The sequence below is a fragment of the Schaalia odontolytica genome (assembly GCF_005696695.1).
In the GTDB taxonomy this organism is placed as follows: domain Bacteria; phylum Actinomycetota; class Actinomycetes; order Actinomycetales; family Actinomycetaceae; genus Pauljensenia; species Pauljensenia odontolytica_C.
Window position 1 is genome coordinate 1,660,019 of record NZ_CP040006.1, and the last position, 22,001, is coordinate 1,682,019.

Consider the following 22,001-nt stretch of genomic DNA (forward strand, 5'->3'; position numbering starts at 1 on the left):
GGGCTGTCAGTCGTGCGCGTTGTGGCGCGCAGGCGCGGGTCAGAGAATAACCGCAGTGCCCGTCGCGATGGCGGCGAGCATGCCGTTGTTGGTGCCGGCGGTGAAGTAGTCGACCTTCACGCCGACGACCGCGTTGGCGCCCATGGCCTGGGCGCGGGCGCACATTTCATTGACGGCGGTTGCGGAGGCACCGCCGATCTCTTCCTCGTACTGGGAGGCGCGGCCACCGAACATGTTGGACAGGTTTGCACCGAAGTCCTTGAACATGTTGACGCCGGAGATCGCCTCGCCGGAGACCATGCCGATGTACTGCTTGACGGGCGCGCCCTCAACGGTCGGGGTCGTCACAACGAGCATCATTCACTCCTTCATAGGGGGTTAACGTGGCAACACTACCCGCGATCCCGTGCGTAGGCTAGTAGGCGCTCATCAACTGATTGGCTCAGTTGGTCGCCGCACCCGTTTGCTGCGTTGAAGCGAGCCCCTTTGAGCCGCCACGGCGCTACCATTCGATTCATCATTCCATCCGGGTGCAGCGGCGCGCCCGGCGACTTGTGCGGAGCGATGCCACGAAGATGCACGTTTACGGGTCCGTCGGGCAGAAGAGTCCCACCGTCCTCATCATTCACCCGATGCTGTCCTCGGCATCACTGCCACTGACAAGCCCATAACAACTCAAACAACACCACAATTCAGTGAATCTATACATACTACTCCTCCTGATAACACCACTTACCATTCTCATCAATACTCATAGACCAATAAGCCATCTTGGCGATAATCTTATCCAAAGCTGTCGAAACATAACTCCGAATACAAGAATCAAAATCAACTTTCGCAACGTGCAACGCAAGAAGCCTAACAATAAGCTTACTAAGATCGCATACTACAGTAACTTCACGACCGTCCGGAAAACTACCACGACTCGAATGCTTGATAGCGTTATACGTATTTGCAATTGCCCTCGACAAGGCAACCATGCCACCGAATTCACTCGACAGCTCCAGCTCCAGAACACGCAAACACCGAAAAATACACAATGATACTGGAAGATTCCTTCCCCTACCTTTCAAACATTCCTCACCAACACACTCACCAATCAGCTCACCGGCTGCTTCCATACTCATCGCCGTTGAGAGAATGACATCTTCAGCAAATACACCTTCACGACCAAGAACATTCACGCTCGGGAGAATAAAACGTTCCCACTTCTCATACTCAGCACTCCATACTTCCATACCTCCTACACCGACCATCTGGAAGTTAGCGAGCGGATCGTTCAACTTATCACGACTAGGGACATCACGGACAGAATCGGCAAAAGTCCTAGAACTAATAAGCTGGATACGCGGCTTGATCGGATCTTCCCTACTAGGAAGAGTAAAAGAAAAGCGTTCATCACGGAGAGCATGACGCCGAATGAACAATTGCCGCCCATACATGAATGTCATTAAATGACGCACCTTCTGCTGCTCACGATAGTGATCATCAAAACTCCTCGGACCTGAACGAAAAGAGCTAACCAATGACACATCATCAGCAATCAGCACTTTTCGCTGATACCCGTCAGATTCAGACACCTCTGACCAAATCGATTGAATCCGCATGTTCGTGTCGCCCTGCACCCACTCAAACACTATTTCTGACTTCACCTTTAGCTTAAGCTCATTTGCAATATTCTTCTCATCTACCAAAGGTTCAATACTCACAGCACTCAAGCCCGACCAGGCATTCAGGCCATCAATCCAGCTATATAGTTCATCTATAACAAGAGGGTCTTCAAAACACCCATTACGCGATTCAAGTACTGCGACTGAGGGCCGGAGCTTACCAACCGAAGCCTTCCAAGCGCCAAATGGCGCACGATGGCCCAGCCACACGATACCAAATAAGCCAACAGCCCCTTCTGGGGTAAGTAGCTCCATATTTGTCGGTGCTTTCCGCGATTCAAACCAGTGTCGAACATGATCAAACTGCCCATCATCCGCGCCCTGCAGATATGGCACCTCAACCACAAGACCGCGGCGACGGTCCATCTTTATTGTCGCTCCAACCCACGGCGTACCCTTGACACCATCGGCAAGTAGGCCACTAATACTGTCCCCAATTTCTAACTGAAAGTCGCTCATACGGAAATCCTACACACATTAACTACTTGTCTGTTAGAAAATAAGCAGATTATTTTTGACCACAGTCCCATTACACGAGTACCACCCTTAAACACGTTCCGTGTCAAATCAGATCTACCACAACATATCGCAACATTCTGAGTTCATATAACTGGAATCACTTAGGAGGGAAAACCATTGACACGCCCATACCTTGTTACACTTATGCCATCCCACTAACTCACGCATATTCATGTCAATTCCATCGCAATGCAACTACACGTCTACGGTCCTTGCGGGCACGACTGCCCCACCGTCCTCATCATTCACCCGATGCTGTCCTCGGCCTCGAGCATGAAGGCCTCGCTCTGCGATCACATGGGTCCCGGACTGCGTTTCCTCGTGCCGGACCTGTCCGCCCACGGGGACGAGGCCTCGGCCCCCTACGTGTCGGCGGCGGCGGAAGCGGGGGCGATCCACGAGTGGCTGGCCTCCCACGGGGTGCGTCGCCTATCGCTGGGGTTCGCGGCGTCGCTCGGAGGGGTGATCCTGTTCGAGCTGCTCCGGTACCCGGACCTCTCGTTCGATCGACTGTTCATTGAGGGGGTGAGCTTCTACTCGGGCGGTCCCGTAGCCCGAGTCGGCGGGGCCGTTCTCAGCCGGGTGATGGTCGCTAAGCACCGGAAGGCCGCGCGGGATCCCGAGGCCGGGGCACGCAAGCTCGCACGCCTCTACGGCGAGGAAGCTGCACGCTCGATGGTCGCTAGTTTTGCAGCGATGAGCGAGGAGAGCATCCGCGCGATCGTGCACGACTGCTCGCATGTCAGCCTGCCGCCCCTCTCCCCCGCCATCCAGCGGCGCTGCACGTTCGCGTACGGGGAGAAGGACTCGGACCTGCGGCTCGCGCGCCGCGTGATCCCTCGCCTCTATCCGGAGGCCGAGCTGCGCGTCTGGCCCGACTGGGGGCACTGCGAGCGCATGAGCCGGGACTCGGTCGCCTACGGGGCGATGCTGCGGAACGTCGCCCTGGGCTCGGCATCTACTGATCGTTCGTGAAGGAGGCGATCACGCAGGGAATTCGACCTCGCACGACGCGGTAGGTGACGCCCGTGCAGCCCATACGCTCAAAGAACGCCCGGTAGGACACCGGGTCGAAGTGCTCCTGGAAGTGCACGCCGAATCGGGAGATCACCCTCAGGAACATGGTGTGCGCCCGCTTCTTGGGAATCGCGTAGGTGGGCACGATGATCGTGCCACCCGGGCGCACGACCCGCTTGAGCTCCTTGAGCGCGTCGCCCGGTTCAGGCAGCAAGTGGATAACGTTGCCCGCCACGACGGCGTCAAACGAGTCGTTCGCGTAACGCAAGTCGGTGATATCCGCCTGCTCGACGGTGACGTTCGAGTGTTTCGCGAGCTTCTTGCGTGCCTGCTTGAGCATCCCCTCGGAATAGTCGGTCGCGACCACACGCGCACATGCGGGGGCGATGGCGGCGCTAATCGCGCCCGTTCCGCACGCACATTCGAGCACGGTGTCACCGGGGCGAATCAACCTGGCAACGGCACCGCCCGTCCCGTCATACACCCTCCTGTTGAGCGCGTTGACGGCGAGGTCGTAGAGCGGGGCAACTCGATCCCAGAACAATGCTGAACACCTCCGTATTCCCATGCATCACACGAGGCCGACGCTGCTTCGCGCTGCTGGACATGGTACGCCTACGTGTGAGATGCCGGGGCGGAAAGGGGTTCTGTGCACGGGGACATATCCGCGTAGTCGCCTTCAGCGCGCGAATCGGCCTGTTGCACACCTACATCCGCCGCGAGGAACGCGCGTGGATGAAGGCACCGACGCTATGGGCACCGAAGCCGAGCAGGCTATAGCCCACCCCGTAGATGAGCGCGCTGTCGTTGAGGAACAGGTACATTGGCGCCAGGAAGCACACGAAGGGCGCGAGCAACCACAGGAGGCTGAAGCCCTCCTTCACGCCGTCCCAGGCTCCGAAAGCCATCGCGAGGATTGGCAGGATCGCGAGCAGGATCAGGAACACGAGGCTCTTCACGATCTCCATCGAGTCCGAGACGCGCGAGAGACTAAACCACGCCGCCGGCACCAGCAGGTAGATGCCGAACAGCACGGCGATACGAATCCACGTTGATTTTGTCGCCCACCTCATAACTCAATGATAGCCGCGTCGCATGAATAAAAAAGCACTTTGACACGTCCACTGTGCGGGCCGCGAAATGGGCGTGAACGAGTCAGCGTCGCGGGGCGCGCGACGCTGGCAGTGGGGCGCAGGCTACCTGCAGTAACTGCCGAAGAAACCGCGCTTCTTCTCGGCGGCGGCGTACTCCTCGTCGGAATGGTCCTTATCGCACCACTGATCCGCGGGAACCTGCTCCTTCACCGAGTCGATGTGCTTGCCGCAGCCCTTCCAGGTGGTCTTTCCGCATACCTCGCAGGTGGTGGGTCGACACATGATTGCCTCCTTCGTTGTTGCGCCGCGAATTCGTCAGCGGATCCGCGTCATGGTGTTGCGAGCTTCCGTCCTCCTCAGGCTGGTTGCGCCGTCGCATAAGGCCAGTCGGAGGACCGAACGCTCGAATTTATCGATCGTTATGCTCTCGGTTTTGACAAGAAATTCTACTGCTTCGAACTGTGACGCGGAGTCGTTTTCGAGGACAAAATCCTCGGACTCAGCCCTCCCCCTTCACCAGCACGGCCTCGGCCTTCTCTCCGAGCCACGCGCGCAGCGTCTGGATGCCGCCCGACAGCATGGTGACGTTGAAGCCCGCGTGGCGCACGATGCGGTAGCCGATCCAGGAGCGCACGCCCGCCGCGCACATGACGACGAAGGGCTGGTCGCCGACGTTGGTCTCGACCCAGGCGCGGACTTCATCGAGGCGGTCGCGAAGCTGGGTGTGGGGGATGTTGAGGGAGTTGGGCATGTGCCCGGCCGCGTACTCCCCCACGGTGCGCACATCCAGGACGGGCATGTCCTCGGTGAGAGCGTCTGGGCCAGTCAGGACGAGCTCGCCGGTCAGCACGTTGTGGGCGACCATGCCGGTCTGGTTGACGGGGTCCTTGGCCTGGCCGTAGGGCGGCGCGTAGGCGAGGTCCAGGTCGATGAGGTCCATCGCGCTCAGGCCCGCTCGCATGGCGGTGGCGATGACGTCGATGCGGCGGTCTACGCCGTCGACGCCCACGGCTTGCGCGCCGAGGATCGCTCCGTCCGTACCCACGTGCATGAGGATGTGGACGGGCTTAGCACCGGGGAAATAGCCCGCGTGCTGGTTGGCGTGCGTGTGCACCGTGAAGTACTCCGTGCCCGCCGCGTCCAGGGTCGCACGGTTAGCGCCGGTCATCGCGGCTGTTAGGCCGCCGATCCGAACGATCGCGGTGCCCTGGGGGCTCGGGATGGGGCGCGCGGTGGCCTCGCCGTGCTGCGCGTCAGCGATCACGTCGGCGACGAGGCGTCCCCCGCGGTTCGCGGGTCCAGCCAGGGCGACGGGGCGGTCGTGATCGCGGCCGACCGTGCCATCACCGACCGCATAGACGTCGTCGGCGCTCGTACGCCCGTGCTCGTCGACGAGGATGTAGCCGCGGCTGGTCTCGATGCCCACGGCCTCGGCGAAGGCGGTGTCGGGGCGGACTCCGGTCGACAGGACGATGATGTCGGCAGCCAGCACGGTGCCGTCGGAGAGCGTCACGGAGTCGTGGTCGTCGCCGTGGGTGATGGACTGGGCGGCGACGCCCGCATGGACGTGAACGCCGAGGGCGCGCAGCTCCTGCGTGACCAGCGTGGCCATCTCGACTTCGAGGGGCGGCAGGACATGTTCGGCGAACTCGACGAGGTGGGTCTCGAAGCCGCGATGCGCGAGGGCTTCGGTGGCCTCGATGCCGATGAACCCGGCTCCGAGGACGACAGCTCGCGCGCCCGAGGCCTCGCGCAGGGCGAGAGCGTCGTCGACCGTGCGCAGGGTGTGCACGCGCGGGGAGTCGAGGCCGTCGATCGGGGGCCGGCTCGCGAGGGCACCCGGGGAGAGGATCAGGTGGTCGTAGGTGAGTGTGTAGGCCTCGCCGGTCTCCGTGTCGGTGACCTGGACGCTATGTGCAGCCGGGTCGATCGCGATGACCTCGGAGTTGATGCGCACATCGAGGTTGAGCGCAGCCTTGAGGGTGTGCGGGGTGTGGAGGAGGAGCTTGGCGGGGTCTTCGATCTCGCCGCCGACGTAGTACGGGAGTCCGCAGTTCGCGAAGGACACGTACTTGCTGCGCTCCAGCACGATGATCTCGGCGCCCTCGTCGCGCCTGCGCAGGCGTGCCGCCGCGCTCATGCCACCCGCGACTCCTCCGACGACAACTACTCGCATGTGCGGCTCACTTTCTGGCTCGAGGACGGGTCTTCTTCGACTGCTCTGAGGATACTCCCCCGCGTTTGGATTAGTGCCCCTATGCCAACCTCGCTTGATCTGACCTTAAACCGAATCGCGGCGCGGATTCATAGGTCGGGACAATGAGCGCACATCACGAACACGGTAACGCCCCGGGCACTAAACGCGTCCGGGGCATCACCGTCAGGCCCAGCGTTGCGCAGCCTCGCGGATTTGATCCACATACTGATAGATGTCTTCGACCGAGTTGATGTTGTAGCGTTCCTCAGTCTTATCTTCGTTGACGAACGCAATCACCTTTCGGCGACCGAAGTAGCACCGAAGAATCGGACGCCGATTATTGTCGTCAGCAAGGACGGAGAAGTAGGAACGCACGTCACGGTAGGTGATGCGTTCAAACGGCAGTTCAGCACACGCAATGGCCTTCACGATCCGATAAGCAGCGAGCTCCTCCTCGGTTGTTTCAATACCATCTGACACTTCCTCGACGTGCACCTCTTCGTTAACTTCTTCTTCCACATCATCGGGTACCGGCATCACCGTGTTCACATCCGCACCCAATGCACTCTTCAAGCGATCATTGATCCGTTCATTGAGGAACTGGCGAAGAGCTTTGTCCGTGATCACAGTGAACTTCTCCAGGACCTGCTGCGTCACACGCCCTTCGTAGACACGTGAGGCAAAAAGCCTCACGAAGTCCGCAGAAGGCTCTTTAAACTCCATGCCCACTTCACGCTTGATCGCTCCGAGATACTTGAGCTCCTCCGCAGCACTCACGATCGACGTCAGATCGAAACGTTCCTTCGTGAGCTTCCTCAGCTCAGGCAGGAAAGTCTCATCAATATCCGCAAGATCCAAAACCAAGAAAGGCCTTGAATCCATGACATTGGGGGCATCAAGGTCCGTGTAGAAGTTATAGACACGGCCGTTGGTGAGCACCGCAATTCGCGCTTTTGTCACTGAGAAGTATCGGTACAGCTGAGCGGCATGCTCAGGTGTAAGGTCACCGGCAACTTTCTTGCATTCGATGAGAATCCGAACCTCACCACCATCCATGATGGCGTAGTCAACCTTTTCGCCGCGCTTGGTACCAACATCCGCCGTGAACTCGGGTACAACCTCTTGCGGATCGAAGATGTCATAGCCGAGAACAGTTGAGATGAATGGAAGAATGAACGCGGTTTTCGTTGCTTCTTCAGTTTCGATGTTCTCCCACTGGTCAGCAACCTTGCCAGCCAGGAGGGTAAGAGCGTCTTCAAAGGCCACCATTGACTCCTTGTTGAAATACGTGAGCTTCCTCTATAACTCTAATCACACTTTACCTATGTATGTCAAGTAAGCTAGACAGCTCGCCACAGAACCGCTTCGACAGCACGCCATAGCCATCACCGCAGTTTGGTAGGGCCCCACACAAAAACTAGGGCATACCTTGGTGTGTGTCACGCACGCGTGTCACGCAGCAAGGCATGCCCCGTTTTACCGCAGAATCATGCGGTTTTTGTTGTGGAGATGGGGGGAATCGAACCGAAGGCCCCTAATCGCGCCCGAAAGTGCGCGCGCGGGTCATCGTGCGCCACTACAGCACCACAAAGTTTAGCGGAAAATGCGGCCCCAGCCGCCGGGCTTCGGGGCGGGCTGCTGAGGCATGCCGGTCCAGTGGGCAGGAGCGGGCGGGGCTGCGGGCGCAGGCTGAGACTGTGCGGCCTTCACGGCGGCACGGGTGTGTGCAACGAAGCGCATCAGTCCATCGACGGCTTTGCGCTCGAAATGGAGAGTCAGCAGCGCTTGCCGCGTCTCGATCATGAGCCACTTATCCCCGCCGCTCCTCTTCTTCGCAGCAAACGCGAGGATGCCGAGCGTGACGAGGCGCGTCGCAGTCACGCGCGCCTGCATGGCCTCGCCGTCCTCGACCTCGACGCTGACGACGTCGGTTAGAGGGATCCGCTGGATTGCCTCGCCGCGTCGCTTTGAGTCGTAGAGCAGCTCGGTGTCGGTGCAGATGATCTCAGCGGGGTCGGATGAGTAGAGGCGGAAAGCGCCTTTAGGGCGGTGCATAGCTCCTCCTTTGAGTGCGACCTACCTATATGGGCAGTCTACAGCTCGCACGAGGACGTGGAGGCTATTCCGGAGAGGCTTCGTCCGCGAGGCGGCGCTCCGCCTCGGCAGCTACATCGGAGCCACTGACTCCGAGAGCTTCGCACATCGCACCGAAGTCGCTCATCGTACAAACAGTGTCGCCCGCGAAGATCTTGTAACAGCGCGCGCGAGTGATGCCGGCCCGCTCGGCCAGGCGGTCGATAGTCAGGTCCAGACTTTGCAGACGCTCCTTGAGTACAGCTAAGACAGCGCGTTCAAAGGGACTCGATTTAAGAGATCTGCTTCCCATGAGGTAAGCATATCTACTTTTGTAGACCCATGTCACATGAAAACGAGTTGCAAAATCTCTATTTGTAGACTTATATAGCAGTCATTGGTCTACAAATGTAGAAAGGAACCATGAGATGACGGTCGCAGCCGTAATCAAGAGCATGGCCCGTGAGCTGGGCATCTCTCAGACAGAGCTTGCTGCCCGCGCTCGTATGAGCCGCGCGAGCCTGTCCCTCAAGCTCAACGAGCGCCGAGATCTGACCTTGCCGGAAGTTGAGAGGCTCGCAGCAGTGCTCGGCACGTCCGTCCGCGAGCTCCTCGACCAAGTCGAGCGCACCACCGAGACAGCACCCGCGCCCGATAAATCGCGAGGCTATGCAATCGCCGATAAGGCGACCGGCGTCGTGATCCTCCAGGCCTCGCACGGAAGCATCTACGACGAGGACATCCCGGCATGAGCGCCGTCGTCGCAGTGACCATCGGCCTAGTTCTCGCGGTCGCCGCAATACCTGTCATCGTCTGCGTCGTATACCTCACCGGTATCTACGCAGGGGATGCGCTCGACCGCCTCGTTTGTATGGGCCTCGACGCGGGTGATCGGATCGCCGAAATGATCGATGGGGAGGTGCCCGGGAAATGACCGCCGCTGCACCGTTCGCCCCTGACCGCTGGTACTCAGCCCAGCAGGTTCAGGAAACCCTCAGCCTCTCCCGCTCAACCGTCGAGCGCCTCGGAGTCGAGGGCAAGGTCGCCGCAATCAAGATCGGGCGTTCCGTCCGGTACAGCGGCGACGACCTCAACCACCAGTGCCAGAGCCTCGGCTCCTGCGCCACCGAAAAGAAGAGCTCCCAGCGGTAGAAGCGCTGGGAGCGAGCAGAACCCCTAGAGAAGGAAGATTCCGTGAACAAGACTACCACACGCCGCCGCCACCTGCGGCCCTGGCGAACCCTCATCGGAGGCGCCGCACTCGCCGCCGCCCTCACCCTCGGTTTCGCGATGCGCGGCCTCGACAACCCCGACGGCCTCCCCGAGTGGACCTTCTTCCCGGCCCTCGGACTCCTCGCGCTCGCGGTCTGCTTGATCCGCGCGGACTGGAAGGCAGGGCGGCTGTGAACGCCTCGGTCATCGTCACAGTTGTTTTCCTGCTATTCGCAGGCTGTGTCCTGCTGGCCTGGATCGCGGCGCGCGGGGCCTCTCGTGCGGCCTCCATCGAGGAGATCGCCGCTCGCATGCAGCGATCCGCGTCGAAGGCCAGGGCGAAGGGCACGACACTGCTTGAGCGCCACGTCGGCTTCGATTACTACGACGTGGACGGCGAGGCTCCGCTGCCTCATCTGATCTGCCTCGCGACGCAGGACGTCATTATCGAGGCAGAGCTGAATAACTGCTTCGCCCTCGACACGCCAAAGATCGCGGTCGATCTCGACCGTCAGCAGATCCACGTGACCCTCGAAGTGCTCAGGCTTGATGAGCCGAGCCTGGAGGTGCGGACCTGATGCCGAAGAAGCCGCCGCTCGATGTCGAGATCACACGCGCGATCGCCCGCGCTCACATCCTCTACGCGAACCGCCCGCACATAGATGAGCGTGTGCATCGCCTGGTCACGGAGGCCTGCGCCCGCGCCGCTCACTACCCGGTCGAGGTCAAGCCCTCACGTTCGGCGCTCGCGCCGATGAGGCCTCGCCGATCCGCTTAACCACCAACACCAAGAACAGAAGGAACCACAATGAGTAAGAAGTTCTGGGCAGCAGGCGCTGCCCTCACCCTCGCGGCGCTCGCGCTGCCCTACGGCGCCGCATACGCCGCCGCCGAGGCCGCGCCGACCATGACCGCACAGGTTACCAAGGCGACCAGTGCCTCACGCCAGACCTCGAGTGAGGTCACCGTCGAGGGAACCTGGACCGCGCCGAAGCTCGCGGTCGGCCAGCACTTCACCGTTGCCAGCAAGGACGGCGGCTTCAAGTGGTATGCCGGCTTTCCCTTCGTCCTCGACGACGGAACCAAGATCGGCGACTGCGAGGCCGACGAGGCGACGCTGACCTGCACGGTCACCGAGGTTCCCGCGTCCTACGCGGACAAGACCGACGTGACCGGAAACTTCCATGCCCGCGCGCGTCTCTCGGACGCCGCAGTCGGCACTGAGGACACGCAGATCGTCGTGAACGGCCAAGTCACGCGCACGCTCGTCTGGGGCGACCGTGACGGCTCGGGCACCTGCACGAACGACTGCTCGACGCCCGCGCACTTCGAGTACGCGGCTCCCGAGACGATTAAGTTCGGGTGGACCAACGCGGACCAGTCGATCGGCTGGGGCATCAAGTGGGTAGTTGAAGCCGGAAAGGCCTACACGCTGACGGACGAGACCAACCAGCTGCCGAAGGCTGTGAAGTGCTCGTCCGGCCCGACCTGGGATCCTGCGACGACAACCTGGACCGACGGCACGCTCGACGAGTCAGCGCACACGCTGACGTTCACGCCGCCCGCAGGCTCGCTGGTCTGCATCGTCTATCCTGCAGCGACCACGCACGTCGAGGGCCAGGACACCTACACCAACCGAGCTACGATCAACGGCAAGAGCCTTGAGGCAACCGCAACGATCAAGGCCTCGGGCGGTACCGACGGCGACGGCAAGACCAAGCCGCAGCCCGCGCCGGTCCCCTCGCCTCTCCCGAAGCCCTCGCCGAAGCCGTCCCCGGTTCCTACTCCTTCGGATGAGCCGCAGTCTGCGCCGTCCCCGATGCCTACTCCTACGACCGCGCCGACGCCGGGCACGGTGAAGCCCGCGCCGAAGCATGAGGCCGTGCCGGCTACTGCTCCGGCCCCGCAGGAGCGCCTCGCCAAGACTGGCGCGACCTCCAGCGGACTTTTGCTGATGATCGTCGCGATCCTGGGCGGCGCAGGCGCTGGCCTGTTCCTCCTCCGACTTCTTGAAGGCCCCGCGAGCAAGAAGGGAGAAAAGCTGTGAAGTTCGAGAAGGCACTCGAAAACCCGGTAACGCTCACCCTCGAAGCAGCCGACGTTTTCTACCTGCGCGATTTCCTGTACGAGGAGAGCATCAGTGCCGATGTCGATTTCGACAACGTCGAGACCCTGCACAACGACAGAGCTCGCCAAGCAGCGAAGATGACACTCAGCCGCGAGCACACGAAGATGACGAAGATCATCGACGCCCTGGACGCAACCCTGGACGCAACCGAGGGTCGCGTTGTCGGCGCAAAGAAGATCGCGTCCATGACCGACCCCATGCAGGCCGCTAATGAAGTCGGTACCTCGACGGAGGAGGGGAAGTGATGACTCGATACATCGCGGTCTATTTCGACACCGCTCAGGTGCAGGCTCTGCGAGACGACGCGCAGGAAACGGTCCTCGCCGCTGATGAGGATCTGGAGATCACGAAGCAGCTCAACGACCTCACGGCCCGCCGCCTCGCTCGAGAAGCGATCGACAAGAAACGCGACCTGTATGTCGAGATCGTCGACAAGCTCCAGGAAGCATCCGAGCGCCTCAACGTCGGTGAAGGCGACTACATCGACGAATGAGCACACTCCCCGATGAGCGCGGCCAACGGGGAGGCCACCCGCAAACCAAGAAAAAACAGGCGGGGCAGGTAAAGAGATCGCGCAGCCCGACCAGCAGACCCCCGGGTGCGAGTCCCGGGCGGGCACGAAGCCCGCGCCACGAGCGCGCAGGGCAAGACCCCCTAGAGAAGGACAACCAATGACCACCATCAACGAGATCAAGGACAGGCTGAACGCCGTGGCGTTCGCTGGCCGCAGCTACGCAGGCGCAGACCGCACCGCGATCGCGAAGGCCTACACAGACGCTGTCGCTGCGTTCGACCAGAACGCAGCCGTGGATATGGCGTACCTCCTCGACCGTGTCGATGAGCTGCAGGACGCGATCGCCGTCGCAGCTTCGGACCTCGCCGACGTAGCAAGCTACGTCGCCGCCAGGTACGCCGGCACACCCGACGAAGCCAGCGAAATCCGCCTAGCAATCGGCGAACCAATCGACGCCCTAGTCAACGTCTCACAGGGCACACCGATCACACCCGAGGAGGCCGGGGAATGAGCGGCGCCGGACTCCTCAGCATCGAGTGGGAGATCGCCAACCAACATCTCCCCATGCCTCATATCGTCGCGACGGCCTGCGCCGCGTTCGTCGAGGAAGCAGAACGCCGCGGACTCGTCATCCGCTCCGGACCCTCACCTTCCGTCCTGCACGAGCTCCGGCTCGTGCGAGTCACCGGCAAGGTCACCCGCCAGGACGACGAAACCCCAGAGCCGCAGCCACCGCACACACTGCGCCGATGCCCGGCGTGCGGGGTCCACATCTACGACCTCACCGACATCGAAGGAGCCGAGCAATGATCGAAATCAAGCAGGCGCGCAACGTCCCCGGCTTCCGCTTCTGCCCTGTCTGCCGCACGCGCCTCGCGCCGAAAGGCTCGAACGTTCACGTCACCATCGACGCCGAAAACGAAGCCACCGCAATCGAGCACATCACGCACAAAGCCTGCGCACAGACGGTCATCGACTTCACCCGCGCTCGCGGCTACACGCCCGCCGAGCTCGTGGAGGTCGGCGTCTGGGCTGAGGAGCAGCGATGAGGCTCCCGATCAGGATTCAGCGCCGCCGCGCTCGCGGCTGGAAGATGCCCGCGCACACGAAGTATGTAGGGCGAGGAAGCCTATACGGCAATCCGTTTTGGGTCGCTCGGTCGCCGTTTGAGCTTAAATATGGCGGTGCCCTCGTCGTCGCGTCTCGTGCGGAGGCTGTCGAGAAATTTCGTGAGTGGATCAGGCACACGGCAGAGGGTCGGTTCGTCGCTGGGTGTGCGGCGCGGAACCTCTGGGGCCTCGATCTCGCGTGCTGGTGTCCAGCTGATCAGCCGTGTCATGCGGATGTCCTCTTGGAGATCGCGAACCCGCGCGGTGCGAGGGAGTTCGAGAACCCGTATTACCGCAGGTGGGATCGAGACGAGGCCGCAGAATGACGACTATCGGCAGTCTCTTTACTGGCTACGGCGGTCTAGATATGGCAGTCCGCATGGCGCTTGATCCGGATGCGCGCGTCGCATGGACGAGCGATGTAGAGCCGGGGCCGTGCAGGCTGGCTGAGGTGCGCTGGTCTGGTGTCCCGAATCTCGGTGACATCACGCAGGTCGATTGGTCGGATGTTGAGCCGGTAGACATTATCTGCGGTGGATCGCCCTGTCAGGATCTGAGCCTCGCGGGTAGGCGCGCTGGCATGGCCTCGGGGACGAGGTCGGGCCTGTGGGAGTCGATGTTCGAGGCAATCAAGACGATGCGTCCGCGTCTGGTGATTTGGGAGAACGTGAGAGGAGCGCTGACAAGTGGAGCGTTCAGTCTGGTGGAACAAGAATCGCGACTGCTGGGAGACGGAGCAGATGGACCTGCTCTCAGGGCGGCAGGCCGTGTGGTCGGAGACTTGGCCGGCCTCGGGTATGACGCGCAATGGTGTGTTGTACGAGCTTCCGACGTCGGCGCCCCTCACCAGCGAGAGCGGCTGTTCCTTGTTGGCAACCCCGCAGGCGAACCTTGGCAGCTGCGGGGGCTCACAGCCTCCACAGAAGCGCAGGGAGGGCGGGCACTCCGTGAGTCTCGCGGATCAGATCGAGCACCTGGTGCCCTGATTCCGACGCCGACCGCGTCGGACCACAAGGCAGGCCGTCATCAGGAGGGAACGGGCATGAGTCTGTCGCAGGCAGTACAGATGCTGCCGACCCCGGTCGCGCAGCCCTCGGGCAACTCGCCCGAGGCACACCTGCGTAAGAAGCCAGGCCGCGCGCAGGTCACCGACCTAGCGATCCTCGTCGAGAACGGCCTGCTGGCAACGGGAGGTCTCCTACCGACACCGCAGGCGACGAACGCGACGGCATCCTCGACCGGCTACGGATCGAACCTGCACGAGGTGGCGAGAGGGATGAAGCCCGGCATCTTCGGCGTCTATGGGCAAGCGATTGCCAGGTGGGAGCAGGTGCTCGGACGTGAGGCTCCAGCTCCGACTGTCCCGCCGACACGCGAGGGGGGGCGAGCACGCCTCTCAACGAAGTTCGTCGAGTGGCTCATGGGTTTGCCCGAGGGGCATGTGACCGGCGAGGATCTCGGGCTGACGCGGGAGCAGCAGCTCCGTCTCCTCGGAAATGGGGTCGTCCCGCAGCAGGGCGCCGCCGCTATCTACCAGCTCACCAAGATCACCATTGAGGAGGCAGCATGACCGGCATCGACCCACTGAAGGACATCCCAGGTGTCGAGGAGTTTCAGGAGCGCGCGATCGTCCGCGCGGTCCGGCTGACTCGTGAGAACGCGGAGGCGATCGCCCGCCGCGCGCGCAAGCGTTGTGGCTTCACGCCGGACGGGCGGGTGATGCTCGTCGAGCACACCTACACGATCTGGGCGCTTGAGGGGGACATGATCGTCGCTCGCCCGGGCAGTATGCGTCTGTCGAACCGCATCCCGGAGGACTTCATAGCCTGGTACACGAAGCCGGGCGAGCAGCTGACTGAGGAGGATCTCGGATGAGCGCGCAGCTGGTGTGGGAGTCGCGCGTCTTGCCGCTGACGCGCAGCAAGCTCATCACCGCAAACGACAAATTGCACTGGGCCGCACGCGCGCGGCTCACGAAGCAGATCCGCCAGTGGGGCTATCTGCTCGGTCGCGAGGGTGAGGGGGTCGCGCGTCTCAGGCTGACGCACGCTCGAGTGGAGGTTGAGTTCGCGTATCCGGATCGTCGCCGCCGCGACCGTAGCAACCTCGCGCCGACCGTGAAAGCACTCATGGACGGTCTCATCGATGCCGGGCTGCTGCCTGATGACGCGGACCGCTTCCTCGACGGCCCGCACACGGTCATCGCGGAGCGCCTGGCGGGCAAGCACCTGAACATCCCGATGTACGAGGTCCGCATCCGCGTGTACGCGGACACAGATAAGAAAGAGAGCAAGTAATGGCCGGAGAAACCGTCATCACTGTCATCGGTAACCTGACCGCTGACCCCGAACTGCGTTGGACGCAGTCTGGCGCCGCAGTCGCAGACTTCACCGTCGCGTCGACCCCGAGAACCTACGACCGTAACGCCGGCGAATGGCGCGACGGCGACACCCTCTTCATACGCTGCTCCGTGTGGCGCGAAACCGCTGAGAACGTCGCCGAGTCGCTGCGCAAGGGTATGCGCGTCATCGTTCAGGGTCGCCTCACCCAGCGCTCGTATGACACCCAGCAGGGCGAGCGCCGCACGGTAGTTGAGCTGCAGGTCGACGAGGTCGGCCCCTCCCTGCGCCGCGCACGCGCACAGGTCACCCGTGTTCAGGCACAGGCCGCGAGCGCACCGTCCGCGAGCGCGTCGGCCTCTGGCGGTGCGGCTGGGTGGGGGCAGGAGACTCCGCAGCATGACCCGTGGGGTGAGCCTGGCGGGTCGGCGTTCGGGTCTGAGCCGCCGTTCTGATGGAGCGGTACTGCCCGGACTGCGGCGAGGTTCTCGCTGCAGGGCACGCGCGCTGTAGGCCGTGCTTCCGCAGGTTTGAGGCTGAGTATCAGAGGAAAACCGAGAGGGACTGGATGCGGCGCAACTTCCCGGAGTTCCGGCCCCGGGACTTGTTCCCGGAGGACGGCTGGGAGCAGACGGAGATCAAGACAACAAGTATGAAGGAGGGCGAGTAATGGCCTGGGTCAGAGTGGGCGACGAAGCACTGAGCCACCCGAAGCTCATGAGCTTGTACGACGTGGAGGGCGCCGAGGACATCTCGATCGTCGAAATGTTCGGCTTCCTCATGGCACTCGCGACCTACTCGGCCAAGCACCTAACAGACGGAATCATCGAGAGAGGTGCGGCGTTCCGCGACGGCGATCGTTCGCGGAGTGCGCACCTGATTGATGTGGCGGTCGGCGCCGGGCTGCTCACGTGGGTTGAAGTGGAGGGCAAGCGGAAGCTGCGCCTGTTCACGGACGAGGAGTTTATCCACGTCCAGCCGCGCGAGGAGGTCATGCGTCGCCGTGCGCGGTCGCGGGAGAATCGCGACCCGAACAAGAAAGCTGCTGTGATTTTCCGCGACGGCGACCAGTGCCGTTACTGCGGGAAGGTCGTGCGGTGGACCGGCCCGACAGGTTACAACCTCGGCACGCTCGATCACATTGACCCGGACTCGCTGGGGGACGCCCCGGTCGATGGTCTCGTGGTCGCCTGTCATGAGTGCAACTCCTCGCGCGGGCACGCGCGGGAGGCGTTCGATGCGGCCTCGCCACTGCGTCCCGTCCCGGCCACGCCCTATTACGGAGTGTGGTCGGCAGAATTCCTCACCAGGTACGGATATGAAGCCGCGCCGTCCGTGGATCCGGGCACGCCCGTTGACCCCGCCTCAGAGCCGCCCGCGAGGGGCGTGCTCCCGGGCCGAGGGTCCGGAGCGCCTGTTGACCCCGGGCGCGGCTCCAGCGGCCACGCTGAGGCCGCTGTGCGTGACCCCGGCACACCTGAGCGGTGTGCGTCCGAGGGTCCGCGTATTCGACCTAGTTCGGACTCAAGTCCGAACCCTGGTCCGACGTCGAAGGGTATCAAGGCGAATACTCTCGGGTCGGGTAGGGACGGGACGGGACGGGCAGGCCAGGGAAGGGCAGGCACGGGCCAGGCAGGGAAGGGCCAGGCCGGGCACCCGCGAACACCTCAGCAGAAGCAGACAAGCAAGCGGAACCGTAGAAGGAGAAGAAGGTAATGAGCCAGGAAGAAGAGCTGAGGGGCAAGGTAGAAGATGCCCTCTCAGCACTAGTGCAGGCAGGACACGGAGCCCAGGCATTAACTGGGGCCTGGGTGGTCTGTGCTGAGGTCATGGTCCCCGGCAAAGAAGAGGTCACCGTCTTTATGCACGACGGGGGCGGCTCGATGCTCGCGCGGCGTGGCCTCATCGAGTCTGTGCGCGATCAGCTCGCATCATGGGTGGAGGGATACGATGACTGAGCATGACGACCGCCGGGTTTGCCCGGTGACGGGTGAGCCTCTCCTCGACGGAGAGTACCTGTCTCGCGGCGGCGCTGCCCGCGTCCGTGTGGCGACCGCGTCGATGCCAGGACTCATGAGCGACCTCGCCTATGCTGCGTCGCACGGCGTGCGCACGGGTGAGCAGGTCGGCGGCGCTGGTGTCCCATCGTCGAGGGCTCCTCTCAACCTCGCGCTCATGATCGAGGTTGACGAGATGTGCGACTCGATCCTGACGTGGGCGACGCTGCTCCTCTCGCACGTGATGGGTCCGTCCTACTGGGTGCGCCCCGGCGATTGGTGGATGGTCGCGCGCGTATTCGACCTGCACGAGGACAAGCTCCGCAGGTGGTCGGAAGCCGAGCAGTGCGCAGACGAAGTTCTGTACTCGGTCGCGCGCCTTGAGCGTCTCGCCTCCCCCGGCAGACAGCGCCTCGTCTACGTCGGCTCGTGCAGCCAGTGCGACGCTGATCTTCTCGTCCGCGACCCAGATGAGGAGGCGACGACTTGCCGGGAGTGCGGAGCGGTCGAGCAGATCGGCGAAGCCTGGGAGCGACTCCTCTCGAAAGCTCGTGAGTCTCTGCTGCCGCGCTCGCGGGCGACCCGCGTCGCGGAGATCCTGGCTGGCACGCAGATCAAGGATCCGACTGTCCGGAAGTGGACGCAGCGGGGGCAGCTGGCGCCCCGGGCGAGGAGGGGCGGGGATCGCCTCTACCGGGTCGGGGATATTGAGAGGCTGGCGACACGCAGAATGTAGGCGCGTGTCGCTTGCGATAGGGCTTGTCACGGCGTATTCTCCTAGTGTGGCCCTGAGCGTAAGCGAGGGGCTTCTGCTTTAACGGCAATCCGCGCACTTGTACTGACCCCCGCTCCTATCGGCCCCGGTGGAGCGGGGGTCAGTGCATACGGACTGAGGGGGCGGGCATGGCATGGGAGACATCGGACCGCGCCGTCCGTCTGCCTGATGACTGGGCCGAGCGGCGCGCCTTCGTGCGTGACCGCGCAGCCGGCAGGTGCGAAGCGATGCTGCACGACGGCACGCGATGCCCAGCTGCAGGGACAGACTGCGATCACATCGAGCCAGGTGACGATCACCGAGCGGTGAACCTCCAGTGGCTTTGCCGTTGGCATCACAAACGTAAGACGCAGCAGGAAGCTGCTGCGGCGCTCGCTGCTGAGCGGAAGAAAAACCAGCCGCGAAAGCGTAAGCATCCCGGCCTCATCGACTGACCCACCCACCGGGGACCCCCTCCCCCACACGCTGCACCCACCGTCAAGAGCTGTCGATCTAAGTTTGTACGGGTCTGGGGATTTTGCGAGGGGCACTTTTCGTTGATGTGCCGCGCGAAACAGCGCATCGGAGGGTGGGTGCTCTGAGGATGGTCAGAGGGGCAGGAGTGCCCCGTGCTGGTACACATTGCCGGTAATGGTGATGTATCGGCCTGTCGAGTAAAACTCGATCCGCTGGCCCTTCCACTCGCGCTTGAAGCCGCGGCGTGGAGCTGCGGTGCCCCAGATGTGCAAGCCGCGCCCTGACGGCGAGATCTCGACGTAGGAGCCCTCGTAGTACGCGAGGAGCGTGCGAGTAGCCTCGTTCGGGATGCCGTTCTCGTCGAGGCAGGCGTCCAGGTCGATACAGCCGACGCCGTCGCCGAGGACGAAGCCGAGGGGCGCGCCGGTCGCGCTCGCGGCCTCATACGTGCTCCAGGTCGTCGGATCGGTGACGGACGCCCACGCGCCCGTGCGAGCGCACAGGGGGCGCTTGTTGATGTGGTTGACCCAGCGGGCGCGGGTGGTCAGCTCGACGGGGAGGCCGGCGGCTTCGTCGGCTCGGGTCGAGCGGTGATGAGCGACTCGGCAGCGTGTCGAGCAAAAGCGCGCGTCGGCTCGCGCCCAGGCTTTGAGCTGGTGGCCGCATTGTTCGCACGTTTTCATGTCTCTTATTGTAACGCTTATTTCGTTGATATTCCGCAGAATGGCTGGGGGTGATCTGTGTGGCTGGTCGCGGTCCTGCGCCGAAGCCGGAAGGCTCGCGCGCTCGTCGGAATAAGGATCCGCAGGTGCTCCGGATCATCACTGCGCAGCCGGTCGAGCAGCCGGCGCTTCCGACTATCGAGCAGGTCGTCGTCGATGAGTTCGGCGTGCCGAAGAAGAAGCGCTTCAATTGGCCGACGATCACGAAGCGCTGGTGGAAGATGTGGGGCGAGTCGCCGCTATCTGCCGAGTACACCGAAACCGACTGGGCGTTCCTCATGGACACGGCTTATCTACATGCCCTGTATTGGAAGGGCGACTTCAAGGTCGCAGCAGAGCTTCGTCTGCGCGTCGCTAAGTTCGGTGCAACGCCCGAGGACCGCGCGCGACTGCGGATCCAGTTCGCCGTCGCGGACGGCCTGGAAGATGACGGCCCATCCGCTGAGGCATCGCCGGTCTCATCGAGGTCGAGGAGGCGAAAGACAGTCCTCAAGGCGGTGCAGTAATGCCCTGGCAGCCAATCGACGAAGAGGACGAGTTTCCCACGCTCGGCTATGACGTCGCCGACTGGATGACCGCGTTCCTGCTGACGCCGGACAAGGACGAGATGATCCCGTTCGTGCCGACGCAGGAGCAGCTCGACTTCCTCGTCCATGTGTACGAGCTGGACCCGCAGACAGGGCGCCGACTCAAGCAGCGCGCCGTCCTCTCGCGCCCCCGTGGCTGGGGCAAGTCCCCGTTCCTCGCAGCGATCTGCTGCGCCGAAGCGATGGGGCCTGTCCTGTGCGACGGGTGGGATGCGGAAGGCCAGCCGGTCGGTGTACCGTGGTCGACGCGGCGAACGCCGCTCGTGCAGGTCACGGCAACGACGGACGATCAGACGGCGAACACATGGGATCCGCTCCTGGAGATGCTTCGCGGCTCGCCAGCTGAGGACGAGTACGGCATCGACCCGATGGATAGCTTCGTCGCTCTGCGGCGTGGGCGTATCGAGAAGCGCACGTCCTCGGCAACCTCCGTCAAGGGCGCGAAAGCAGTTATGGCCGTGATGGACCAGACGGAGACTTGGCTACCCGGAAACGGCGGGCCGAAGCTCGCAAAGACGCTACGGTCCAACGCGGACAAGCTCGGCGGTTTGACGATCGAGACACCGAACGCCTTCACGATCGGCGAGCGGTCGGTCGCAGAGAACACGGCACGGTTCTATGAGCTGGTGAAGGCCGGGAAGGTCAAGAAGGAAGCCTCACGAGGTCTCTACTACGACCACCGGCAGGCGCCGCTCGACACGGACATCACGGACCGGGAATCTCTCATCGAGGGCCTGCGGATCGCCTACGGCGACTCGGCTCGGGATCCGCGCGGCTGCGCGATCCACGATCCAGAGTGCGAGCCCGGCTGGGTGGACCTCGAGCGCATCGCAGATTCGTTCTGGCACCCGGATAACGATCCGGCGGACATGTGCGCCGACTTCCTCAACCAGATCAACAGCGCGTCCGACGCCTGGCTCACAATGCCGGAGCTTCGCGCGATCGAGGACCACGGTAAGACGATCTCGTCAACAGAGCCGATCACGCTAGGTTTCGACGGGTCGGAAGGACGCAAGATCGGCATCGCCGACGCGACCGTCCTGATCGGCTACTCGATCACGCAGAAGCATCTGTTCAAGGTGGGTATCTGGACGCAGCCGGACGGCCCTGCGGGTGAGGGGTGGCAACCGCCGCGCCTGGAGATCGAGCAGACCGTGCGCGACGCTTTCGAGCGATACAACGTCGTCGGCTTCTACGCCGACCCGTCGGCAGGTTGGGCGCAAGACGTTAAGACCTGGGAGGCGAAGTATTCGCGCCGACTGCGGGCAAAGATCAGCGCTGCGGAGCCGATCCGCTATCCGCAGCGCAACGTCTCTCAGACGTGCGAGAACTTCGCGCAGCTGCTCTCAGCGATCCACCAAGGACTCATCACCTACGACGGAGACCCGACGATGACCGCGCACTTCCTCAACGCGAGGAAGTCACCGAGACAGGCCGGATACGTGCTCGTCAAGCCCGCCGACGATCAGGACTACTCCAAGATCGACGCGACCTGGGGCGCGATGTTCGCCTATAAGGCTGGCCTTGACGCGGTCGGTAAGGGCGCGGCCAGGCCGACGGCACGCCGCGCTCCGCGACGACTCTACTAACAA

Annotated in this window: 34 protein-coding genes and 1 pseudogene; 25 read left to right on the forward strand and 10 right to left on the reverse strand. The window is 62.7% G+C overall.

The window, feature by feature from the left end; translation table 11 throughout:
• Positions 1–39: 39 nt before the first annotated feature.
• Both FBF35_RS07225 and FBF35_RS07230 read right to left on the reverse strand, forming a co-directional pair.
• Positions 40–357: a heavy metal-binding domain-containing protein gene (locus FBF35_RS07225; RefSeq protein ID WP_034465938.1), complete on the reverse strand. Its 318-nt coding sequence runs from the start codon at positions 355–357 to the stop codon at positions 40–42.
• A gap of 353 nt (positions 358–710) precedes the next feature.
• Entirely contained in the window at positions 711–2,129 is a 1,419-nt protein-coding gene (locus FBF35_RS07230; protein ID WP_131726650.1) for a hypothetical protein, read from the reverse strand.
• 249 nt (positions 2,130–2,378) lie between these two features.
• On the opposite strand from FBF35_RS07230, the gene FBF35_RS07235 reads away from it, so the two are divergent.
• Positions 2,379–3,164 (forward strand): alpha/beta fold hydrolase, encoded by a 786-nt coding sequence (locus FBF35_RS07235; protein WP_060567587.1) that lies wholly within the window; start codon positions 2,379–2,381, stop codon positions 3,162–3,164.
• On the opposite strand, the gene FBF35_RS07240 is transcribed toward FBF35_RS07235, so the two are convergent.
• The 7 genes from FBF35_RS07240 to FBF35_RS07270 all read right to left on the reverse strand — a co-directional run bounded on the left by FBF35_RS07240 (position 3,148) and on the right by FBF35_RS07270 (position 8,883).
• Complete coding sequence (locus tag FBF35_RS07240) at positions 3,148–3,750, reverse strand: class I SAM-dependent methyltransferase (RefSeq protein WP_060567586.1); 603 nt, start codon at positions 3,748–3,750, stop codon at positions 3,148–3,150. The two genes, FBF35_RS07235 and FBF35_RS07240, sit on opposite strands and share 17 nt — an antisense overlap.
• Before the next feature lie 163 nt (positions 3,751–3,913).
• Complete coding sequence (locus FBF35_RS07245; protein ID WP_060567585.1) at positions 3,914–4,279, reverse strand: hypothetical protein; 366 nt, start codon at positions 4,277–4,279, stop codon at positions 3,914–3,916.
• Between the two features lie 123 nt (positions 4,280–4,402).
• Positions 4,403–4,582: a hypothetical protein gene (locus FBF35_RS07250; protein ID WP_060567584.1), complete on the reverse strand. Its 180-nt coding sequence runs from the start codon at positions 4,580–4,582 to the stop codon at positions 4,403–4,405.
• 217 nt (positions 4,583–4,799) lie between these two features.
• Positions 4,800–6,476 carry an FAD-dependent oxidoreductase gene (locus FBF35_RS07255; RefSeq protein ID WP_060567583.1) on the reverse strand — a complete coding sequence of 559 codons (1,677 nt, stop codon included), beginning with the start codon at positions 6,474–6,476 and terminating at the stop codon, positions 4,800–4,802.
• A 204-nt stretch (positions 6,477–6,680) separates the two neighbouring features.
• Positions 6,681–7,766, reverse strand: coding sequence for a type I restriction endonuclease (locus tag FBF35_RS07260; RefSeq protein ID WP_241772585.1), 1,086 nt, complete (start codon positions 7,764–7,766; stop codon positions 6,681–6,683).
• A 324-nt stretch (positions 7,767–8,090) separates the two neighbouring features.
• A complete protein-coding gene (locus FBF35_RS07265) occupies positions 8,091–8,552 on the reverse strand; it encodes a hypothetical protein (protein ID WP_060567582.1) in 462 nt (153 codons plus the stop codon).
• Positions 8,553–8,616: 64 nt separating this feature from the next.
• On the reverse strand, positions 8,617–8,883 hold the full coding sequence (locus FBF35_RS07270) for a helix-turn-helix domain-containing protein (protein WP_060567581.1): 267 nt from the start codon (positions 8,881–8,883) through the stop codon (positions 8,617–8,619).
• Positions 8,884–8,998: 115 nt separating this feature from the next.
• On the opposite strand from FBF35_RS07270, the gene FBF35_RS07275 reads away from it, so the two are divergent.
• The 22 genes and pseudogenes from FBF35_RS07275 (at position 8,999) to FBF35_RS07375 (ending at position 19,078) form a co-directional block, all read left to right on the forward strand.
• Positions 8,999–9,322 (forward strand): helix-turn-helix domain-containing protein, encoded by a 324-nt coding sequence (locus FBF35_RS07275; RefSeq protein WP_060567580.1) that lies wholly within the window; start codon positions 8,999–9,001, stop codon positions 9,320–9,322.
• A complete protein-coding gene (locus FBF35_RS07280) occupies positions 9,319–9,504 on the forward strand; it encodes a hypothetical protein (protein ID WP_060567579.1) in 186 nt (61 codons plus the stop codon). Before FBF35_RS07275 ends, FBF35_RS07280 begins: the two co-directional genes overlap by 4 nt.
• Positions 9,501–9,722 (forward strand): helix-turn-helix domain-containing protein, encoded by a 222-nt coding sequence (locus FBF35_RS07285; protein WP_060567578.1) that lies wholly within the window; start codon positions 9,501–9,503, stop codon positions 9,720–9,722. The genes FBF35_RS07280 and FBF35_RS07285 overlap by 4 nt, the downstream gene beginning before the upstream one ends.
• A gap of 42 nt (positions 9,723–9,764) precedes the next feature.
• Entirely contained in the window at positions 9,765–9,977 is a 213-nt protein-coding gene (locus tag FBF35_RS07290; protein WP_060567577.1) for a hypothetical protein, read from the forward strand.
• A complete protein-coding gene (locus tag FBF35_RS07295; RefSeq protein ID WP_060567576.1) occupies positions 9,974–10,360 on the forward strand; it encodes a hypothetical protein in 387 nt (128 codons plus the stop codon). Before FBF35_RS07290 ends, FBF35_RS07295 begins: the two co-directional genes overlap by 4 nt.
• Positions 10,360–10,560, forward strand: coding sequence for a hypothetical protein (locus FBF35_RS07300; RefSeq protein WP_060567575.1), 201 nt, complete (start codon positions 10,360–10,362; stop codon positions 10,558–10,560). Before FBF35_RS07295 ends, FBF35_RS07300 begins: the two co-directional genes overlap by 1 nt.
• A 30-nt stretch (positions 10,561–10,590) precedes the next feature.
• A complete protein-coding gene (locus tag FBF35_RS07305; protein ID WP_060567574.1) occupies positions 10,591–11,829 on the forward strand; it encodes a hypothetical protein in 1,239 nt (412 codons plus the stop codon).
• Positions 11,826–12,155, forward strand: coding sequence for a hypothetical protein (locus FBF35_RS07310; protein WP_060567573.1), 330 nt, complete (start codon positions 11,826–11,828; stop codon positions 12,153–12,155). Before FBF35_RS07305 ends, FBF35_RS07310 begins: the two co-directional genes overlap by 4 nt.
• The gene (locus FBF35_RS07315) at positions 12,152–12,403 is read left to right on the forward strand and encodes a hypothetical protein (protein WP_131726649.1); all 252 of its coding nucleotides are present in this window, start codon (positions 12,152–12,154) and stop codon (positions 12,401–12,403) included. The genes FBF35_RS07310 and FBF35_RS07315 overlap by 4 nt, the downstream gene beginning before the upstream one ends.
• 178 nt (positions 12,404–12,581) lie before the next feature.
• Entirely contained in the window at positions 12,582–12,935 is a 354-nt protein-coding gene (locus tag FBF35_RS07320; protein WP_060567571.1) for a hypothetical protein, read from the forward strand.
• A complete protein-coding gene (locus FBF35_RS07325) occupies positions 12,932–13,234 on the forward strand; it encodes a hypothetical protein (RefSeq protein ID WP_060567570.1) in 303 nt (100 codons plus the stop codon). The genes FBF35_RS07320 and FBF35_RS07325 overlap by 4 nt, the downstream gene beginning before the upstream one ends.
• Positions 13,231–13,473 carry a hypothetical protein gene (locus FBF35_RS07330; protein ID WP_060567569.1) on the forward strand — a complete coding sequence of 81 codons (243 nt, stop codon included), beginning with the start codon at positions 13,231–13,233 and terminating at the stop codon, positions 13,471–13,473. Before FBF35_RS07325 ends, FBF35_RS07330 begins: the two co-directional genes overlap by 4 nt.
• Positions 13,470–13,859 (forward strand): DUF4326 domain-containing protein, encoded by a 390-nt coding sequence (locus FBF35_RS10740; protein WP_082632915.1) that lies wholly within the window; start codon positions 13,470–13,472, stop codon positions 13,857–13,859. The genes FBF35_RS07330 and FBF35_RS10740 overlap by 4 nt, the downstream gene beginning before the upstream one ends.
• A gap of 53 nt (positions 13,860–13,912) precedes the next feature.
• Positions 13,913–14,380: pseudogene (locus FBF35_RS10640) on the forward strand (DNA cytosine methyltransferase); the annotation flags it as partial.
• A gap of 195 nt (positions 14,381–14,575) precedes the next feature.
• Entirely contained in the window at positions 14,576–15,103 is a 528-nt protein-coding gene (locus FBF35_RS10645; RefSeq protein ID WP_241772587.1) for a hypothetical protein, read from the forward strand.
• A complete protein-coding gene (locus tag FBF35_RS07345) occupies positions 15,100–15,408 on the forward strand; it encodes a hypothetical protein (protein WP_060567566.1) in 309 nt (102 codons plus the stop codon). The genes FBF35_RS10645 and FBF35_RS07345 overlap by 4 nt, the downstream gene beginning before the upstream one ends.
• Positions 15,405–15,830 (forward strand): hypothetical protein, encoded by a 426-nt coding sequence (locus tag FBF35_RS07350; RefSeq protein WP_060567565.1) that lies wholly within the window; start codon positions 15,405–15,407, stop codon positions 15,828–15,830. The genes FBF35_RS07345 and FBF35_RS07350 overlap by 4 nt, the downstream gene beginning before the upstream one ends.
• Positions 15,830–16,327 (forward strand): single-stranded DNA-binding protein, encoded by a 498-nt coding sequence (locus tag FBF35_RS07355; RefSeq protein ID WP_060567564.1) that lies wholly within the window; start codon positions 15,830–15,832, stop codon positions 16,325–16,327. The genes FBF35_RS07350 and FBF35_RS07355 overlap by 1 nt, the downstream gene beginning before the upstream one ends.
• A 214-nt stretch (positions 16,328–16,541) precedes the next feature.
• On the forward strand, positions 16,542–17,588 hold the full coding sequence (locus tag FBF35_RS07360) for an HNH endonuclease (protein WP_060567562.1): 1,047 nt from the start codon (positions 16,542–16,544) through the stop codon (positions 17,586–17,588).
• Positions 17,588–17,830, forward strand: coding sequence for a hypothetical protein (locus FBF35_RS07365; RefSeq protein WP_060567561.1), 243 nt, complete (start codon positions 17,588–17,590; stop codon positions 17,828–17,830). The genes FBF35_RS07360 and FBF35_RS07365 overlap by 1 nt, the downstream gene beginning before the upstream one ends.
• On the forward strand, positions 17,823–18,605 hold the full coding sequence (locus tag FBF35_RS07370) for a helix-turn-helix domain-containing protein (RefSeq protein ID WP_060567560.1): 783 nt from the start codon (positions 17,823–17,825) through the stop codon (positions 18,603–18,605). Before FBF35_RS07365 ends, FBF35_RS07370 begins: the two co-directional genes overlap by 8 nt.
• Before the next feature lie 167 nt (positions 18,606–18,772).
• A complete protein-coding gene (locus FBF35_RS07375; protein WP_082632913.1) occupies positions 18,773–19,078 on the forward strand; it encodes an HNH endonuclease in 306 nt (101 codons plus the stop codon).
• A 153-nt stretch (positions 19,079–19,231) separates the two neighbouring features.
• Here FBF35_RS07375 and FBF35_RS07380 read toward each other — a convergent pair whose 3' ends face one another.
• Positions 19,232–19,783, reverse strand: coding sequence for a hypothetical protein (locus FBF35_RS07380; RefSeq protein ID WP_060567559.1), 552 nt, complete (start codon positions 19,781–19,783; stop codon positions 19,232–19,234).
• 125 nt (positions 19,784–19,908) lie between these two features.
• Here FBF35_RS07380 and FBF35_RS10505 point away from each other — a divergent pair, with 125 nt between their 5' ends.
• Both FBF35_RS10505 and FBF35_RS07390 read left to right on the forward strand, forming a co-directional pair.
• Complete coding sequence (locus tag FBF35_RS10505; protein WP_187348943.1) at positions 19,909–20,328, forward strand: hypothetical protein; 420 nt, start codon at positions 19,909–19,911, stop codon at positions 20,326–20,328.
• Complete coding sequence (locus FBF35_RS07390) at positions 20,328–21,998, forward strand: hypothetical protein (RefSeq protein ID WP_060567557.1); 1,671 nt, start codon at positions 20,328–20,330, stop codon at positions 21,996–21,998. Before FBF35_RS10505 ends, FBF35_RS07390 begins: the two co-directional genes overlap by 1 nt.
• Positions 21,999–22,001: the final 3 nt, after the last annotated feature.

Bases quoted from the DNA above. Each gene is read 5' to 3' on its own strand.
- FBF35_RS07350 (WP_060567565.1), top strand. From the start codon at position 15,405: ATGAGCGCGCAGCTGGTGTGGGAGTCGCGCGTCTTGCCGCTGACGCGC.
- FBF35_RS07390 (WP_060567557.1), top strand. From the start codon at position 20,328: ATGCCCTGGCAGCCAATCGACGAAGAGGACGAGTTTCCCACGCTCGGC.
- FBF35_RS07365 (WP_060567561.1), top strand. From the start codon at position 17,588: ATGAGCCAGGAAGAAGAGCTGAGGGGCAAGGTAGAAGATGCCCTCTCA.
- FBF35_RS07285 (WP_060567578.1), top strand. From the start codon at position 9,501: ATGACCGCCGCTGCACCGTTCGCCCCTGACCGCTGGTACTCAGCCCAG.
- FBF35_RS10740 (WP_082632915.1), top strand. From the start codon at position 13,470: ATGAGGCTCCCGATCAGGATTCAGCGCCGCCGCGCTCGCGGCTGGAAG.
- FBF35_RS10645 (WP_241772587.1), top strand. From the start codon at position 14,576: ATGAGTCTGTCGCAGGCAGTACAGATGCTGCCGACCCCGGTCGCGCAG.
- FBF35_RS07280 (WP_060567579.1), top strand. From the start codon at position 9,319: ATGAGCGCCGTCGTCGCAGTGACCATCGGCCTAGTTCTCGCGGTCGCC.
- FBF35_RS07375 (WP_082632913.1), top strand. From the start codon at position 18,773: ATGGCATGGGAGACATCGGACCGCGCCGTCCGTCTGCCTGATGACTGG.
- FBF35_RS07225 (WP_034465938.1), bottom strand. From the start codon at position 357: ATGCTCGTTGTGACGACCCCGACCGTTGAGGGCGCGCCCGTCAAGCAG.
- FBF35_RS07255 (WP_060567583.1), bottom strand. From the start codon at position 6,476: ATGCGAGTAGTTGTCGTCGGAGGAGTCGCGGGTGGCATGAGCGCGGCG.
- FBF35_RS07320 (WP_060567571.1), top strand. From the start codon at position 12,582: ATGACCACCATCAACGAGATCAAGGACAGGCTGAACGCCGTGGCGTTC.
- FBF35_RS07230 (WP_131726650.1), bottom strand. From the start codon at position 2,129: ATGAGCGACTTTCAGTTAGAAATTGGGGACAGTATTAGTGGCCTACTT.
- FBF35_RS07260 (WP_241772585.1), bottom strand. From the start codon at position 7,766: ATGGTGGCCTTTGAAGACGCTCTTACCCTCCTGGCTGGCAAGGTTGCT.
- FBF35_RS07345 (WP_060567566.1), top strand. From the start codon at position 15,100: ATGACCGGCATCGACCCACTGAAGGACATCCCAGGTGTCGAGGAGTTT.
- FBF35_RS07235 (WP_060567587.1), top strand. From the start codon at position 2,379: ATGCAACTACACGTCTACGGTCCTTGCGGGCACGACTGCCCCACCGTC.
- FBF35_RS07305 (WP_060567574.1), top strand. From the start codon at position 10,591: ATGAGTAAGAAGTTCTGGGCAGCAGGCGCTGCCCTCACCCTCGCGGCG.
- FBF35_RS07355 (WP_060567564.1), top strand. From the start codon at position 15,830: ATGGCCGGAGAAACCGTCATCACTGTCATCGGTAACCTGACCGCTGAC.
- FBF35_RS07270 (WP_060567581.1), bottom strand. From the start codon at position 8,883: ATGGGAAGCAGATCTCTTAAATCGAGTCCCTTTGAACGCGCTGTCTTA.
- FBF35_RS07245 (WP_060567585.1), bottom strand. From the start codon at position 4,279: ATGAGGTGGGCGACAAAATCAACGTGGATTCGTATCGCCGTGCTGTTC.
- FBF35_RS07275 (WP_060567580.1), top strand. From the start codon at position 8,999: ATGACGGTCGCAGCCGTAATCAAGAGCATGGCCCGTGAGCTGGGCATC.
- FBF35_RS07330 (WP_060567569.1), top strand. From the start codon at position 13,231: ATGATCGAAATCAAGCAGGCGCGCAACGTCCCCGGCTTCCGCTTCTGC.
- FBF35_RS07360 (WP_060567562.1), top strand. From the start codon at position 16,542: ATGGCCTGGGTCAGAGTGGGCGACGAAGCACTGAGCCACCCGAAGCTC.
- FBF35_RS07325 (WP_060567570.1), top strand. From the start codon at position 12,932: ATGAGCGGCGCCGGACTCCTCAGCATCGAGTGGGAGATCGCCAACCAA.
- FBF35_RS07380 (WP_060567559.1), bottom strand. From the start codon at position 19,783: ATGAAAACGTGCGAACAATGCGGCCACCAGCTCAAAGCCTGGGCGCGA.
- FBF35_RS07250 (WP_060567584.1), bottom strand. From the start codon at position 4,582: ATGTGTCGACCCACCACCTGCGAGGTATGCGGAAAGACCACCTGGAAG.
- FBF35_RS07370 (WP_060567560.1), top strand. From the start codon at position 17,823: ATGACTGAGCATGACGACCGCCGGGTTTGCCCGGTGACGGGTGAGCCT.
- FBF35_RS07300 (WP_060567575.1), top strand. From the start codon at position 10,360: ATGCCGAAGAAGCCGCCGCTCGATGTCGAGATCACACGCGCGATCGCC.
- FBF35_RS07265 (WP_060567582.1), bottom strand. From the start codon at position 8,552: ATGCACCGCCCTAAAGGCGCTTTCCGCCTCTACTCATCCGACCCCGCT.